Annotated in this window: 15 protein-coding genes; 13 read left to right on the plus strand and 2 right to left on the minus strand. The window is 48.1% G+C overall.

Going from position 1 to position 16,337, the window contains the following annotated elements; translation table 11 throughout:
• The first annotated feature begins 181 nt into the window (after nucleotides 1–181).
• The 7 genes from HWI92_RS09280 (at nucleotide 182) to HWI92_RS09310 (ending at nucleotide 7,173) form a co-directional block, all read left to right on the plus strand.
• Nucleotides 182–1,063 (plus strand): geranylgeranylglycerol-phosphate geranylgeranyltransferase, encoded by an 882-nt coding sequence (locus HWI92_RS09280; protein ID WP_204663033.1) that lies wholly within the window; start codon nucleotides 182–184, stop codon nucleotides 1,061–1,063.
• A gap of 105 nt (nucleotides 1,064–1,168) precedes the next feature.
• Nucleotides 1,169–1,864: a TapB family protein gene (locus HWI92_RS09285; RefSeq protein ID WP_204663035.1), complete on the plus strand. Its 696-nt coding sequence runs from the start codon at nucleotides 1,169–1,171 to the stop codon at nucleotides 1,862–1,864.
• A 94-nt stretch (nucleotides 1,865–1,958) separates the two neighbouring features.
• Nucleotides 1,959–2,531 (plus strand): phosphoribosylglycinamide formyltransferase, encoded by a 573-nt coding sequence (gene purN / locus HWI92_RS09290; RefSeq protein ID WP_204663037.1) that lies wholly within the window; start codon nucleotides 1,959–1,961, stop codon nucleotides 2,529–2,531.
• A gap of 9 nt (nucleotides 2,532–2,540) precedes the next feature.
• Nucleotides 2,541–3,437, plus strand: a complete 897-nt coding sequence (locus HWI92_RS09295) for a hypothetical protein (RefSeq protein WP_204663039.1) — start codon at nucleotides 2,541–2,543, stop codon at nucleotides 3,435–3,437.
• A 225-nt stretch (nucleotides 3,438–3,662) separates the two neighbouring features.
• Nucleotides 3,663–4,304 carry a porin family protein gene (locus HWI92_RS09300; protein WP_204663041.1) on the plus strand — a complete coding sequence of 214 codons (642 nt, stop codon included), beginning with the start codon at nucleotides 3,663–3,665 and terminating at the stop codon, nucleotides 4,302–4,304.
• Between the two features lie 53 nt (nucleotides 4,305–4,357).
• Entirely contained in the window at nucleotides 4,358–5,761 is a 1,404-nt protein-coding gene (locus HWI92_RS09305) for an ArnT family glycosyltransferase (protein WP_204663043.1), read from the plus strand.
• A 77-nt stretch (nucleotides 5,762–5,838) separates the two neighbouring features.
• Complete coding sequence (locus HWI92_RS09310) at nucleotides 5,839–7,173, plus strand: DEAD/DEAH box helicase (protein WP_204664424.1); 1,335 nt, start codon at nucleotides 5,839–5,841, stop codon at nucleotides 7,171–7,173.
• 286 nt (nucleotides 7,174–7,459) lie between these two features.
• On the opposite strand, the gene hemA is transcribed toward HWI92_RS09310, so the two are convergent.
• Complete coding sequence (hemA, locus tag HWI92_RS09315) at nucleotides 7,460–8,719, minus strand: glutamyl-tRNA reductase (protein ID WP_204663045.1); 1,260 nt, start codon at nucleotides 8,717–8,719, stop codon at nucleotides 7,460–7,462.
• 271 nt (nucleotides 8,720–8,990) lie between these two features.
• On the opposite strand from hemA, the gene HWI92_RS09320 reads away from it, so the two are divergent.
• Entirely contained in the window at nucleotides 8,991–10,274 is a 1,284-nt protein-coding gene (locus tag HWI92_RS09320) for a sensor histidine kinase (protein ID WP_204663047.1), read from the plus strand.
• 14 nt (nucleotides 10,275–10,288) lie between these two features.
• Here the strand turns inward: HWI92_RS09320 and HWI92_RS09325 are convergent, their stop codons facing one another.
• Nucleotides 10,289–10,816: a hypothetical protein gene (locus HWI92_RS09325; protein WP_204663049.1), complete on the minus strand. Its 528-nt coding sequence runs from the start codon at nucleotides 10,814–10,816 to the stop codon at nucleotides 10,289–10,291.
• Between the two features lie 131 nt (nucleotides 10,817–10,947).
• Between HWI92_RS09325 and HWI92_RS09330 the strand changes: the two genes are divergently transcribed.
• The 5 genes from HWI92_RS09330 (at nucleotide 10,948) to gloA2 (ending at nucleotide 16,336) form a co-directional block, all read left to right on the plus strand.
• Nucleotides 10,948–11,985, plus strand: a complete 1,038-nt coding sequence (locus HWI92_RS09330; protein ID WP_204663051.1) for a LuxE/PaaK family acyltransferase — start codon at nucleotides 10,948–10,950, stop codon at nucleotides 11,983–11,985.
• A 214-nt stretch (nucleotides 11,986–12,199) separates the two neighbouring features.
• Nucleotides 12,200–12,820, plus strand: a complete 621-nt coding sequence (locus HWI92_RS09335; protein WP_204663053.1) for a gluconate 2-dehydrogenase subunit 3 family protein — start codon at nucleotides 12,200–12,202, stop codon at nucleotides 12,818–12,820.
• 32 nt (nucleotides 12,821–12,852) lie between these two features.
• A complete protein-coding gene (locus tag HWI92_RS09340) occupies nucleotides 12,853–14,574 on the plus strand; it encodes a GMC family oxidoreductase (RefSeq protein ID WP_204663055.1) in 1,722 nt (573 codons plus the stop codon).
• A 140-nt stretch (nucleotides 14,575–14,714) separates the two neighbouring features.
• Nucleotides 14,715–15,905 (plus strand): acyltransferase family protein, encoded by a 1,191-nt coding sequence (locus tag HWI92_RS09345; RefSeq protein WP_310589527.1) that lies wholly within the window; start codon nucleotides 14,715–14,717, stop codon nucleotides 15,903–15,905.
• Nucleotides 15,906–15,946: 41 nt separating this feature from the next.
• The gene (gene gloA2 / locus HWI92_RS09350; RefSeq protein ID WP_204663057.1) at nucleotides 15,947–16,336 is read left to right on the plus strand and encodes an SMU1112c/YaeR family gloxylase I-like metalloprotein; all 390 of its coding nucleotides are present in this window, start codon (nucleotides 15,947–15,949) and stop codon (nucleotides 16,334–16,336) included.
• Nucleotide 16,337 lies beyond the last annotated feature (1 nt).

Consider the following 16,337-nt stretch of genomic DNA (forward strand, 5'->3'; position numbering starts at 1 on the left):
TTTTATTCAAGAAAGTGAAAGTCTGACTGCAGAAAAGCTGCTCAGAGTTCAGACGTTAAGCGATTAACAACAAATAGGCGTTTTTTATCCCACAAAATGGATAAAGATGTCATGAATTGACGTTAATGGGATAAAATGAATAATTTTAGTCTCCAAACCTCCATTTGCTTTTCAAACCTTCATGAGTGTGTCTGCGCGACCAAAAATAGGACTGTGGGATTACGTAGCCGGTAGTGCCCGGCTTGTGCGCATCAGCAACCTGGTCATCGTCGCACTCACCCAGTACCTTACCCGCATACTCCTCATTGGTCCCCGGCACGAGTGGCGCAGGATCATCGCCGACCCCGACCTGTTTGTACTTTCGCTGTCCACCGTCTGCATTGCCGCGGCGGGATACATCATCAATGATTATTTTGATATCAAAATCGATATCGTCAACAAACCCGAGCGGGTTGTCGTGGGAAGGTATATGAAAAGACGCTGGGCCATCGGTGCGCATCAGGTCCTGAATGTGCTTGGGGCGGTACTCGGGCTGATCGTCAGTCCTTATATTTTTATTGTAAATGTGATTTCCATTACCTCGCTCTGGTTTTACTCGGCGCGCTACAAGCGTCTACCGTTTATCGGCAACTTCATTGTTTCACTGCTTACCGGGATGACGCTCCTGATCCTTACCCTGCGGTACCCCGAAAACCGGCATCTGGTATTCATCTATGCGATCTTTTCCTTTTTTATCTCCCTGGTTAGGGAAATTGTGAAAGACATGGAAGATATCCGTGGCGATGAGGCACACGGCTGCCGCACCCTGCCGATCATCTGGGGCTTGCGTCGTACCAAAACGTTCCTGTACGTGGTCATTGCGGTTTTTATCATAACCCTTTTTGTCATGGCACGTGCATTGGACAATGGTCCGCTTGTGCTGTTATTTTTCCTTTTGCTCATTCCGGTCGGCGTACTGGTGCTCAGGCTTTCCCAGGCCGATACGCGCCGTGACTTTCACCAGATCAGCGGATTGTGCAAAGTAGTTATGCTGCTGGGGCTGCTCACAATGATCTGGGCCTGACCTGCCATCTTTTCCTCTAAATCAATTCATCCCACACCTGCCATCACTACCGGGCCGCAGGGCGTATATTTATAGCCTAACATTCTACTAAACAGTTATATGGCTATGAAAAATCGATTGATGACTTTGATGTTTTGCATGCTCGTATCCGCCGTAAATGTATTTGCACAAACCTGCGCAGGGATCGCGATGAAAGAAGGAAGCGGCTTTGAAATGGATACTTTCGACGGGAAGGGGAAGCTTTCGGGACATATCGTATATAAGGTAACGAAAGTGGAAAAGGAAGCGGCCGGACTGGCATTGACACTTGCTATGGAGGTCATGGACCAGAAAGGAAAATCGGTGATGAAAAACGACTACCAGATGCATTGCAACGGAAATACCGTTTCCATTGACGCGAGCTCCCTGATCAGTGAAGAGCAGCTGAAATCGTTCAAGAATATGGAAATGCGCTATACGTCCGAAAACATCGAGATACCGTCCGATCTGACCGTCGGACAAAAGCTGAAAGATGCCTCTCTGAAAGGGGAAGGTAACTCCTCATCCATTCCGGTGAAGTTTAATATGCAGCTGAGAAACAGGAATGTAGCCGCATTGGAAAAAGTTACAGTACCCGCGGGTACCTACGATGCCTACCGGATCAACTCGGACATGCACATGGAAATGATGATGGGTTTCCCGGTAAAAATGGAAATGCAAAGTATATCCTACCGTGCACCCGGTGTTCTTTGGGACGTTAAAAATGAAACGTACCGGAAAGGCAAGCTCGTCGCATCGAGCCAGCTGACGAAGATATTTTAGCTGCTGTAAAATCCTAAAAACGGCTGCCGGTATGCATCGGCAGCCGTTCTTTTTTTACTTTTGGCCGCACAAACCATATCCAGCTGCATTCATAATGAAACGAATTGCCATTTTTGCATCCGGCTCCGGGTCCAATGCTGAGAAAATCTGTGAACACTTCGCCGGGAGAACGGACGTGGCTGTCTCACTTATTCTGACCAACAATCCGCAGGCAGGTGTGATCATACGCGCGATGAAGTACCAGGTGCCCGTGGTGGTTTTTAATAAAAAGTTGTTTGCGGAAACCGGCAAAATCCTGGAAATACTTCAGAATGAACGCATCGACCTGATTGTACTTGCAGGCTTTATGATGCTTGTGCCGGCCGAGCTGGTGAGGTCTTACCCTGATAAGATGATCAACATCCACCCTGCGCTGCTGCCCAAATACGGAGGCAAGGGAATGTACGGCGACTTCGTCCATGAGGCGGTCGTACAGGCTGGGGAGACAGAATCGGGCATTACCATCCACTATGTCAACGAGCATTATGATGAAGGTGCAGTGATTTTTCAGGCGAGCTGCGAGGTACTGCCGACAGATACTCCCGCGGATGTAGCCACCAAAATCCACGTGCTCGAACACCAGCACTACCCGCGCATTGTGGATGAGCTTATCTCAGGACAGTTGTAGTCATCATTTATGCTGTACTTCTTACTGGCTGTCATTTTTACGGTTGCTCTTTACCTGATCATGCGGGCATATCCGCGTTTTCAGATCAATTCCTTCCATGCGGTGGTGTTCAACTATTACGCCTGTGTCGCCACGGGCCTCCTGCTCACGCCCGACATTTCTGTTTTTGCGCAGGTCGACTTTGGTTCTGCGGGGACCTTACTGACGCTGGCACTCGGAATCATGTTTGTCACGGCCTTTTTGCTCATCGGCCAGACAGCCCAGCGGGTAAGTGTTACCGCCTCGTCCCTGGCGGCCAACATGTCGCTGGTCATACCTGTCATCTTCGGTTTGTTTATTTTCAAAAACAATCATAAAGATTTTACTTTTTACAACTACCTGGGACTTGTACTGGCTGTCGGGGCACTTGCATTGGGTGCGATCTGCAAAACGTCCGGAACTGAAAAACGGGCTGATGCAGTACTCTGGCTGCTTCCGGTGCTTACATTTATAGCATCAGGTACCAATAATACTCTCATCAACTACTTGTCTTCCCGCTTTTACCAGCCCGGGCAAACGACCGTTTTCATGATCATTGCCTGCGCGGGTGCCATCATCTGCGGTACTGCATTGTTATTGTACAGGCTTTTTGCAAACAACGAAATCCTGACCTTGCGCAGCATTGTCGGCGGCCTGGTGCTGGGCGTGCCCAACTTTCTTTCGTTGTACTTCCTTCTTCTTGCGCTCGGTTCATTCGGCAACAGCGCTGCATTCGTTTTCCCGGTTTACAATATCCTGACGATGCTGGCCAGCGCACTTGCAGCCCGGCTGATTTACGGGGAAAAACTAAACCGGCTGAAGATGTGGGGACTCGCTATGGCCGTTGTCGCTATTATCCTGATTTCTTACCAGGAACTTTCAAGCTGACCGTCCCGCATTTCACCTTTTCAGTAAGCTTTCACAAACCCTTGCGGCATTGAGATACAATTGTAGATCAATTTCCCCTTTGTACAAGATCTTTTGCGGAATAGTAATTTACAAATAGTCATTCTCGCCCCTCATTTTCACATTTTCACCACAGAATGATCGCGGAGAAAAAGAAGGTGGCATATATTTTGTCATACCGGCTTACAAATCATCTTAAAAGTTGTTATGAAAAATTGTATTATTCTATTATTACTAACCACACTTACCGTTCCGTTTGCACACGCTCAGGAAAATGTTTCCATAGGTCCGATGGTCGGATTGAACCTGTCTAACTTCCGGGGTGACAATGCGGATATGAGTATGAAGCCGGGACTGGCAGTGGGAGGTTTTTACAATTACAGCTCCAAAACAGGTTTTGGATTCAGCGGTCAGCTGCTCTTTTCACAAATGGGCGCCAGGACGTATAACAAGAATGAAGCGATCCGGCTGAACTACATTCAGGCACCGCTGCTTGCCACTTTCTTTTTTGGCCGGTACGGAAGCGGCATACGCCCGAAAGCATTTTTGGGTCCGAATGTGAATTTTCTGGTTGGCGCGAGGAACAAGGATGGAAAAAACATCAATGGAGAAGCTGGTAACCGCGTTTTCAAACCTTTCGATCTTGGCCTTACCTTCGGAGCAGGTCTTAATTACAGGCTGAAAAACAAAGTATGGCTGAATACGGATGTGCGCTATGGCCTGGGCCTCTTCAATGTTGTACGCAATAATACCAGAACATTGCGCAACAATGTTTGGAGCATCAATGCAGGACTTAGTTTCCCGCTGGGCACTTACGACCGTAATACCGGCCGCCTGAAAACGCGCTAATGGTAGGAGACGCACACGCCCTTTAAGATCAGTATCATTTACCCAAAAACAACGTGCTGATTAAAGAATTGCACAGAATAATGGTATGGGGAGTGCTGGCTAGCCTGATTGTAAATATGCTCAGCTGGCCGCTCAATGTAATGGAAGGGGATGCGGCTTATTATGCCGCCGCATCCCTGGAAATGATCAAACAGCACGAATATTTCCACTTTATTGACTTTGACCAGACGCATCCCGGACTTGCTCCGCTAAGCTTCTGGTTTTCGCATTTTATGATGAGCCTGCTGGGACCCGGGAATATTGCATTGCATTTGCCCGGCTTGCTGCTTACCCTCCTGATGCTTGTCTCCGTCTACCGGTTTGCGCTGCTTTATTACAGCCGGGAGACAGCCTCATTGTCGGTGCTGGTCACTGCGACACTGCAATCCACATTCATACTCAACCGCACGGGAGATCCAGTCACCGGACTGGCTGCGTTTTACATGTTTACGGTGTGGCAGGCGGCCCTGTACTACCGAAACAGGAAGCTCCAAAACTTAGTGCTTAGTATCATCGGAGCAATTTTGGCGATGCTCAGCCGCGGCACCTACACGGGTATTGGGCCAGGTACCTTTTACCAGTTTACCGTCACATTCTGGGCTTTTGCACCCTGGATCATTTGGCTCATTCTGGCTATTTATGATTTTCTGGCGCATATCCGGTCCGGTCAGGGAGCTCAGGGAAGTTTTATAGGCGTCGTACTGGCGGTACCTTTTCTTTTGTTCCTTTTCAATCCGGCGCCTTCCCGCTATGACCTTTTTGCATTGTACCCGCTGGCAGCAATACTGACAGCTGCATACATCGTTAAAACAATTTATATAAAACAGCCTGCATGGTACCCGCGAATCTATTACGGCCAGGTATTTCTTTTATACGCGTGGCTTTCGGTCCTGTTTGCGGCCGTATGGTTTCCTTTTCCGGACGGTAATTATTTCGGACTGATCCATTTTATGGCTATGCTCAGTGCGCTTACCTACCTGGTATTTTTCTCCAACCTGAAACACAAGCTGCTAATTTCCTGCACAATTGCGGTGGTAGGGACTAACCTGGTGCTTAATACCTACTTCTACCCTAACCTGCTCACCTTTCAGGCCGGAGCGAGATTGGGTGCCATAGCAAAAGCAAACGGAATTACGGAAGGTCAACTGTATACGCTGGGTGATCTGCCTCATTACGCGCTGCATTTTTATTCCGGGGTCCGTGTAAAGGAGCTGCATACTGTGCAGGAACTTCAAAAGCTGAGATCAGTGATGGTGTACATGGATCAGCAAATGCTGCAATCTGTCAGGTCGGTCAGGCCGGATGTGCGCATTTTAGGCACCAATGCTGATTTTCATGGCAGTGATATAGACTTCCGGTTTCTCAATCCCGATACCCGGGCACAGGCAGCAAGCACCAAAATGCTGATCGGATTGTAAGCTGTTAATTTTGCCGCCCTGCTCAGGGAAGTTATCTTTGCGGTCTTTTTGATATTTGAACCGCAACACCAAGCATGATAACCTTCGAAGACCTGAATCTAACCAAACCCCTGCTGAATGCGCTGGCTGATCAGGGTTTTAGTATTCCCACGACCATCCAGCACAAGGTATTTTCGGTAGTGATGTCGGGCCGGGACGTATGCGGAATTGCGCAAACCGGAACCGGGAAAACGCTTGCCTATCTGCTTCCCTGCCTGCGACAGGTAGAATTTTCTAAAAACCGCCTGCCCCAGCTGCTGATCCTCGTGCCTACCCGGGAGCTGGTAGTACAGGTTCTGGAAGAGATCCAAAAACTCACAACCTACCAGACGCTTGAAGCTTGCGGTGTATATGGGGGCGGGAATATCAAGGTACAGATGGCGGAGCTGCAAAAAGGCTGTGATGTGGTGGTAGGCACGCCCGGGCGGCTGCTTGATCTGGCATTGAAAGGTTCATTGAAGACAAAATTGGTTAGAAAGCTGGTGATTGATGAAATGGACGAAATGCTGACGCTCGGCTTTAAGGCACAGCTGAATGGAATTCTTGACCTGCTGCCCCAGAAAAGGCAGAACCTTCTTTTTTCGGCTACCATCACCACGGAAGTCGAGAACCTGATGAAAACTTACTTTAATAATCCCGAGCGTGTTGAAGCGGCTCCTCCGGGCAGCCCGCTGGAAAATATCGACCAGAGCCTCTACCATGTTCCCAATTTTTATACTAAAATAAACCTGCTCGACAAGCTTCTTGACCAGCATCCGGAAATGGAAAAAGTGCTGGTGTTTGTAGCAACACGCAAGCTGGCTGACCTGGTTTTTGCGCAGATGGAGCTAGGTTATCTAAATAAAATCGGGGTAATGCATGCCAACAAAGACCAGAATTACCGCTTCAGTACCATAAAAAACTTTCATGCAGGTACCTACCGGATTCTTATCGCAACGGACCTTATTTCCCGGGGTCTTGACATTGCGGAAGTCACCCATGTGATCAATTTTGATATTCCTGAAATTCCGGAAAGCTACATTCACCGTATTGGCCGTACTGGTCGTGCTGACCGGCGGGGCGTGGCCATATCATTTGTTACAGAGCGTGAGCAGCCGTTTGTAGAGGAGATTGAAGAAATGATGGACTATACCATTCCTGTACTCCCTTTGCCCGAAGATTTGAAAATCTCTGAGGTGCTTACGCCGGACGAAGAACCGAAGATATTTATGCGTGAGATCCTTGCAAAGCCTCCAAAGCGGGAAGAAGGCGGGGCGGCTTTTCACGATAAACTCGCTAAAAACAGCAAGGTGAATGTGCGCCGGGACCATGCCAAGGAAAAGATGATCAAGTACGGAAGGCCGATCAAACGGTCAGGCAAGAAGCCGAAATGAGCTTTTTAAAAAAACTTTTATTTTTTTTCACGTTGATTGATCCAAATGGATTGCCCCATCGTAAGTATGTTAAAGTTGCCTTAAATGGCGGCCGTGAATGAGAAATAAAAGCAGAATATATAGGGGCTTCTGCCCCGGCTTTAAAGGAAACAATTAATTATTGTGGAGGGTAAGGTAATACATAGAGCGGATGGCAAGAGCCATCCGCTCTTTTGTTTGTATACAGAGTAAAAAATAAGCCCGGAAACAAAAGCTTCCGGGCTGTTCATGGTGATATAAATTGCAATCAGTGACTTTCTTTTTCTTTCTCAAGATTAAACAGATCGTTCAATACGTCGATCAGTGTTTCAGCTTCTCCCCGCTTACATGCAGCTTTCAATTGAAGCACCGGCAGTTTCAGTATTTTCTGCATCATGCTTGACGTAATGCGCTCAACTTTTTCAAGCTCGGTTTCCGTCAATGTTTTTGTAAACCGTGTGAGCTCTTCTTTCCGGATTTGTTCAAGAGCACCTTTCAATTTCTGGATCGTGGGCGAAACAATCATCTCGCGCGACCAGTCGTTAAACTCGACCACGGCTTCATCAATAATTTCCTTCACGCGCGGCACGGATTCAAGCCTGCGATGCAGCGCCTGATCGGCCTTGGACCGGATAGAATCAATAGTATAGAGCATCACGCCGGGAACTTCCTCCACTTCCGGGGACACGCTCCTGGGTACGGAGAGATCAATAAAATATTTGAAGGACATGCCGCGCAGGCGTACCATCATTTCCTTTGTAAAAAACGCCTCATCGCGTACAATGGAAGAAACGATAATGTCTGCCCGGGATATTTCAACTTCAATGTCGGCAAAATCGGCAACACGCAAGCCGAGTTCACTAGCGAGTTCGTCGGCACGGCTGCGGGTACGGTTTACAAGGGTGATATCAGCGCCGGCACGTGTAGCAAGGTTCCTGCAAACGTCAGAACCAATTTCTCCCACTCCTACGACCAGTACCTTCGGATTAGGCATTAAGCCTTCCAGCAGCTCCACGGCAGCATAGGATACGGAAGCAGCTCCATCCCGGAAAAACGTTTCCTGCGCAACACGCTTGTTGGCAAAGAAAATGGTATGCAAAAGCCGGTGCAAAAACGGCCCGGCCATGTTCAGGTCGGCAGACCATTGGTAGGCATGCTTGATCTGGTTCGGAATTTGCATATCTCCTACTACCTGCGATTTAAGCCCGGTAGCAACCTGGAATAAATGACGCACAGCCTCGTCCCCATCGGCGAACTGCTCAAAGTAACCGATAAAGGTTTCAGTATCTGAAACGCCTTTTTCGATCAGCAGCAGCTTGATGATGTCCAGGTTGAAGTCGGCAGGAGAAGAATAGTATATTTCTGTACGGTTGCAGGTAGAAACAGCCAGAACATCTGTCACATCAAAGAAATCTTTCAGGCGGAGCATGATGCGCTTTGCCTCGGATTCATTCAATGCAAGCTGTTCTCTGATAGCAAGAGGGGCATTCCGATGTGATAAACTTATTGATTTGAACTGATTATACATCACAATTTCTGATTCAATAACACAAAAATAACGTACAAAAACGGTTTTCTGTCCACTAAAAACGAGGGTTGTAGCTATTTAGAAAACATATAAATAGATGCCCGCTTTTTGTAAAACAACGGGTATTTTACCGTCATAAACATGACCCTAATCAGTTCTGTAACTGACATTACAGGCAAGGATAAAAGTGTAAAATCTACTAAGACTATATATTTTTCGTTATTTGTAGCATCTAACAACTCTGCGGGAAAATGGGTGCCCGCACCCTGATATGATCACCGAAACTCCGAAACGAAAGCCACGTTTTCGCCTGCATCCGACAGCTATCCTGAATAGCCAGCGGCTAAGGCGGTCACTGATGGATACTTACGATCAGAAAAGCTTTTACAAGTACATCATTGGGATCATCCTGTCGCTGCTCAGCATCGGCTCCCTGTTTTATACCGACCTGCTGGTAGAAGAGCTGGAACAGCGGGAAGAGCGTGAAGTTCAGCTGTATGCGGAAGGACTTCGCTATGTGTTCAACAGTCCTTTTGACGAGAACTTCAACATCATTTACCAGGTGATCCAGGATGCGGTAAATTTTTACCAGATTCCCGCTATTTACGTCAATGAGAATAACCTGGCAACCGCCAATGAGACGATCAATGAGAGTTTTCCGGCAAAAATGACGCCCAAGGAAAAAGAGCGAATTATTCAGGACAAACTGGGAGAAATGAAATTGGAGCATCCTCCCATAGCAGTGGAGCTTGGAAAAGGCCGCACCGGCTACATTTACTACAGCAATTCATTTCTGCTTACCCAGCTCAGGTACTATCCTTTTTTGCAACTCTCTGTGATGCTGCTGATCGGGTATCTTGCATACCTGGCATTCAGCTCGGCCCGGAAAGCCGAACAAAACCGGGTATGGGTAGGATTGGCGAAAGAGACTGCACACCAGCTGGGTACGCCTCTGTCTTCCTTGATGGCCTGGGTGGAGTACTTCCGGAGTGATCCGGCAATTGATCCGTCCATTGCCGAAGAGATCGAGAAGGATGTTATCCGCCTTGAAATGATCACCACGCGATTTTCAAACATCGGCTCCGTTCCGACGCTGAAAGATGAGCCTGTGGCAGAGATAGTGACCAATTTTGTCAATTACCTTGAAAAACGGGTGTCCTCAAAGGTGAAGTTTGCGGTACATAATCAGCTTGCGCCCGAACAAACTGCATTGCTGAATAAGAACCTGTTTGAATGGGTGATTGAGAATATTTGCAAGAATGCAGTGGATGCGATGAGCGGCGTGGGACATATCAGCGTCACCTTACAGGCACCGCCTACTACCCGGGAAATCTGGATTGACATTTCGGATACTGGCAAAGGAATGTCCAAGGCCAATATGAACAAGATTTTTGATCCGGGGTTCAGTACCAAAAAACGTGGTTGGGGACTGGGCCTGACGCTGGCCAAGCGGATTATAGAAAATTACCACTCCGGCAGGTTGTTCGTTAAAAGTTCGGAGGTGGGCAAAGGCACCACCTTCCGGATATTGCTGAATGCAGCTATTATCGAGTAACCGGGTAAACCAACTTACCTCGGGATTGGTACGAGAATGCTGTCGGTCGTGATCTGGTTGCTGACATGCAGCGCGCGGTCGCGGATACGCACTTTGAAACGAACCCATGTAGGTACTGAGCTACCCGTATATAGAAAGTATGAATTTTTGTCGAGTTTTCCTTTGAGAGGTCCTGGTTTTCCGTCAGGTTTAAGAATAGGCATCCAGCTAAACTGATCTTCCGAAAGGATCTGCTCGATCCATTTACCGTCAGCACCCCGCCGGGCTGTTACAAGTTCGTAGTTTCCCCAGTTACCATAAGGTGCCTTCCAGTTTGAGTCAGAACGCTCTTCCGGTGATGTACCCAAATCACCATTACCATCTTCAAAATCAACTGTAATCGTAACAGTTTCACGAACGTTCTTCCCTGTATTCTCATCTACTTCCGTAGACTGACTTATGCCGTTATAGTAAATCACAGGTGTATCGTCGAAATCAGGGATATCCACACAGCCGGCAGCAAGTGCAGTTACAATCAGAAATGGCAGAATTTTGGATTTCATAAGGTCGTTTTGGCTAAAATTATAGAGGAAAAACGAAATTGCAGCGGCTTGTGTTCTGCCAGTGCGCTTTCATTTTAAAGTCGTCTTTTCTGTTTACAACGAAAGTAATAGTATTGAATATCGAAAACAATATGTCACAGGACGGAATCAGGTCCTCGCTCAGGAGCCGGATTCTTCACTTACAACCCCGGGAATTTGACGTCCTTGCCTTGGATATATTCCGGTATCAGGCGCGCTTTAACCCTCTTTACAGTGAGTATGTGCAGCATCTCGGGATTAATCCTGAAACTGTCGGCAAGTTGACGCAAATTCCGTTTCTGCCCATTCAGTTTTTCAAATCTCACGAAATACGTACTGGCGACGTTCCTGCTGCTGAGGTCATTTTCCAGAGCAGCGGCACTACCGGGCAGGTTGCCAGCAGGCATTTTCTCTACGATGCCGGCCTGTACAAAGACCTTTCGCTCAGCATTTTTGAGAAGCACTACGGCCCGCTTAACCAGTATCACATTCTTGCGCTGCTACCTTCCTACCTTGAACGAAGCAACTCATCGCTCGTGTATATGATGCAGCACTTTATTAGCTGCTCCGACTCGCCGTTTTCGGGCTTTTATCTGCACAATGCTGAAGAGATGCTTGAAACAGTGAAAAGGTTGGTACTAGCTCCTGATGGCCGGAAAATATTGCTGCTCGGGGTTACTTTCGCCCTGCTCGACCTGGCCGAAAGCAATCGGGATCTGCGCTTTATGGGCAATGCAAAAAACGTGATCATTATGGATACGGGCGGCATGAAAGGACGGCGGGAAGAGTTGTTGCGGGAAGAAGTCCACGATATTCTTTGTGATGCATTCGGAGTGCAGGAAATCCATTCGGAATATGGGATGACAGAGCTGCTTTCGCAAGGGTATTCTCAGGGAGGAGGACTTTTCAGACCGGGAACCAGCATGCGCGTATTACTGCGGGAAGTCAATGATCCTTTTTCAATTTCCGATCATAACGTCGGCAAATCAAAGACAGGGGGTATCAACGTCATTGATCTTGGCAACCTCGACACCTGCTCGTTTATCGAAACTCAGGATCTTGGCAGGTTTGGGAAAGAGGATCACACCTTTTACGTGATGGGCCGGTTCGACAACTCGGACATCCGCGGCTGCAATTTAATGGTATTGTAGACGTTTGATTTTGTCAGCAAGCGGCATGAATGGGCTTGCAAAAATTAGTAAGCTAAATACTACCTGATTTTCAAGCAGGTATACTTCATAACATTATATAGAATAGTTCTAATAATCCAAAGCGGATATTATTGCTTAATTTAGCTTGTTTTTAAAATTGTATTTTACAAATGTATTATTACATTTTTGGCTGTTAACCTTTATCTATTAATCAATGAAAAGACGTGACGCCCTTGGTCGAGTGGCACTTTTAATGGGTGGTACACTCTCCGCCCCTACCATGCTGGCTTTTCTGGAAGGCTGCAAATCGGGTTCCGATACAGCTTCCACGGGTTTAGACTTCCCGTTTTCGCCTGAACGTAAGGCACTCGTTTCCGAAGTAGCCGAAATAATCATTCCAAAGACCGACACTCCTGGTGCTAAGGATGCCAAAGTAGGCGAGTTTATCGAAAAAATGCTGAAAGACTGTTACCTGGAAAAAGATCAGGCCAGCTTTAACAAAGGGTTGAAAGAACTGGAGAAGAAGGACTTTATGAAAGGCACCCCCGCACAGCAAACTGCAATTCTGAAAGAAATGGAAGCTGCTGCCAAGCAGGAGCTTGCCAAAGCGGATGAGGACAAGAAAGCTGCCGACGAGAAGAAGAAGTACACCGAGGCAGGCAAAGAGTACACCGAAGCCGGAGTTCCGTTTTTCCGCCTGGTTAAAGAACTTACCCTGCTGGGCTACTTCACATCCGAGGAAGGTGCCACGCAGGCACTCGAGTATGTGCCGGTACCGGGAAGATATGACGGCTGCATTGATCTCAAACCTGGCCAGAAAGCCTGGGCGATGTAACATTTTAAAGTAAAACAGAAAATTATTCATCCATGAATCTGAATTTAAAAGCGACCAAACAAGCGACTTACGACGCGATTGTGGTTGGATCGGGTATAAGCGGTGGCTGGGCAGCCAAAGAACTCACTGAAAAAGGTCTCAAGGTATTAATGCTGGAAAGAGGCCGCGATATCAAGCACATTACTGATTACAAAACTGCGACCCTTGCCCCTTGGGAATTTGAGCACCGCGGGCGCGTGACCACAGTAGCCCGCGAAGAGTATTGGGCCGGTATGAGAACTGGTTATACCGCCAATGAGGAGCATCGCTACCTTTTTGAAAACGATAAGGAGAATCCATACGAGGAAACACGCAAGTTTGACTGGATCAGGGCCTACCACGTGGGTGGCCGCTCGTTGCTCTGGGGCCGCCAGAGTTACCGGCTCAATCCCGTTGATTTTGAGTCCAATGCACGTGAAGGTGTGGGCGTGGACTGGCCGATCCGCTATGCGGATATTGCCCCTTGGTATGATTACGTTGAAAAATTCGCAGGGATCAGCGGTTCCCGTGACGGCCTGGATGTGCTGCCTGATGGAAACTTCCTGCCTCCTATGCAGATGAACTGCGTGGAAAAACACGTGAAAGGTGAAGTTGAAAAGAAATTTCCCGGCCGCCACATGATTATGGGTCGGGCCGCACACCTTACCCAGCCACAGAACTTCCATACTGAGCTGGGCCGTGCCGCCTGTCAGTTCCGCAACATGTGTATGAGAGGATGCCCATACGGCGCGTATTTCAGCACGCAGGCAGCTACCTTGCCGGCAGCGCAGAAAACGGGTAACCTCACACTTCTGACCGACTCCATTGTTTCCGAAGTAATTTACGATGACAAGGCTGGAAAAGTGACTGGCGTGCGCGTGATCAATCAGAATTCGCTGGAAACGAAGGAATATTTTGCAAAGGTTATCTTCATGAATGCTTCGGCCATCGCGTCGGCGTCCATCCTGATGAACTCTAAATCCAAAAGATTCCCGAACGGACTGGGCAATGAAAGCGACCAGCTTGGCCGCAATATCATGGACCACCACCTTGCTGTGGGTGCACGTGGTGAAATGCCAGGTTTTGAGGACAAATATTACTTTGGCCGTCGTGCAAACGGTATCTACGTTCCACGCTACCGTAACTGGGGTACCGACAAGCGCGACTATATCCGTGGCTTTGGGTACCAGGGTGGCGCTTCCCGCGACAGCTGGGGCGGCGGAATGGGCGTTGACGGGTTTGGCGCCGACTTCAAGAAGAAAATCTCGGAACCGGGTGGCTGGACCATGAACCTCGGCGGATTTGGGGAAATGATTCCGGACGAGAAAAACCGGTTTACCCTGCACAAAACCGTTAAGGATAAATGGGGACTGCCCGTAGTGGTGTTTGATGCGGCTTATGGCGAAAATGAATTCAAAATGCGTAAAGACATGATGAATGATGCAGCCGAAATGCTGGAAGCAGCCGGTATGAAAAACGTTTCACCATATAATGACGAGTCTAAACACCCGGGTATCGGTATTCACGAAATGGGTACTGCAAGGATGGGTAATGATCCGAAAACTTCTGTACTGAACAAGCACAACCAGGTTTGGGGTGCGGAGAACGTGTATGTAACCGACGGCGCATTCATGACCTCAGCTTCCTGCGTGAATCCTTCCCTGACGTACATGGCGATGACAGCCAGAGCTGCGGATCATGCCGTGAAGGAATTGAAGAAGATGAACCTTTCGTAGTAAACAGCGAAAATTTGCAGTACCCTGGTTCTTTGAACCGGTCAGGACTTAAAAGTTAGTCTTATATTGGAAAAAACCCCATCGGTAAATCTGACGGGGTTTTTTCTTTTACTGACAATTTCCATAAACCCACCACCAACTTGCAAAACGCTCCTATCGCTCCCCCTGCCCGTGTTTCTTCCGTAGATGCCTACCGTGGTTTTGTTATGTTTCTGATGATGGCGGAAGTACTCCGCTTTGGTCAGGTAGCAGGGTACTTTCCAGATAGCAGCTTCTGGGCATTCCTGGACTTTCAGCAAAGTCACGTACCCTGGGTCGGCTGCTCGCTCCATGACCTTATCCAACCCTCATTTTCCTTTCTGGTGGGTGTAGCGCTACCCTACTCCATGGCCAGCCGGTCAATGAAATATCAAAATACGTCGCTGATGTGGCTGCATACCACCCGGCGGTCGCTGGTACTGGTACTGCTGGGCATTTTTCTCCGGTCGATGCATGCCGATCAAACGAATTTTACTTTTGAAGATACGCTCACCCAGATCGGCCTGGGTTATCCCATACTTTTTGCACTTGGCTTTTCCGGAGAAAAGGTACAATGGGGTACGCTCGCGGGTATCCTGGTGTGCTACTGGGTTGCATTTGCGGTATATCCATTGCCCGGCCCCTACTTTGACTGGGCGGAAACCGGCACGACGGCTAATTGGGAGCACCATCTTACAGGCTTTGCAGCACATTGGAATAAAAACACGAACCTGGCCTGGCATTTCGACAGATGGTTTATGAACCTCTTTCCACGTGCAGAAACATTCCGGTTCAATGGAGGCGGTTACAGTACCCTCAGCTTTATCCCTACCCTCGGCACCATGATCCTGGGACTCATTGCCGGCAAGTGGCTGAAGGCCGCGGATTCTTATCAGGCTCTGATCAAAAAACTGCTGCTTACAGCTGCCGTGCTTTTTGTAATGGCTGTCATCCTGAATGTAACTGGTATTAATCCGATTGTAAAAAGAATCTGGACGCCGGCCTGGACATTGTTCAGCGGCGGCTGGTGCTTTACATTGCTGGCGCTTTTCTATTACGTGGTGGATATCAGGCAAAACAGGTCCTATTTTGTTCCCCTGATCATTATCGGTACCAACTCCATTGCGGCCTACATCATAGCCCACACGATCGACAGCTTTATCGACCAATCATTCAGAATCAATATTAGCCAGCATTACGACCTGATCTTCGGAGAAGCATACCGCTCGCTTGTCAGCGGATTTGTGATCCTGCTTTTCGAGTGGCTGATTTTAAGATGGATGTACAACAACAAAGTATTTATCAAAATCTAGGTTACTACCTTTATCACCATTTCGTACTTCAATCCGGTCCAATGCAAATTTTACAGTCTGTTCACCATATTGCCATCATCTGCTCCGACTATGATCGCTCCAAACATTTTTACACCCACATACTGGGGTTTGAAATTGTGAGGGAAGTTTTCAGGAAGGAGCGGCAGTCGTACAAGCTTGATCTGGCATTGAACGGACAATACTGCATTGAACTCTTTTCATTCCCTGATCCGCCTGCAAGGGTGTCGCAGCCCGAGGCATCCGGATTGCGGCACCTCGCGTTTGCAGTTGCGGACCTTGCGCTGGCAATCACACATCTTGAACAAAACGGCATAAAATGCGAGCCCGTCAGGACGGATGAGTATACCGGTAAAAGGTTTACTTTTTTCTCCGATCCTGACGGGCTCCCGCTGGAATTGTATGAAGTGTAAT

It is taken from the genome of Dyadobacter sandarakinus, from assembly GCF_016894445.1.
Classification (GTDB): Bacteria; Bacteroidota; Bacteroidia; order Cytophagales; family Spirosomataceae; genus Dyadobacter; species Dyadobacter sandarakinus.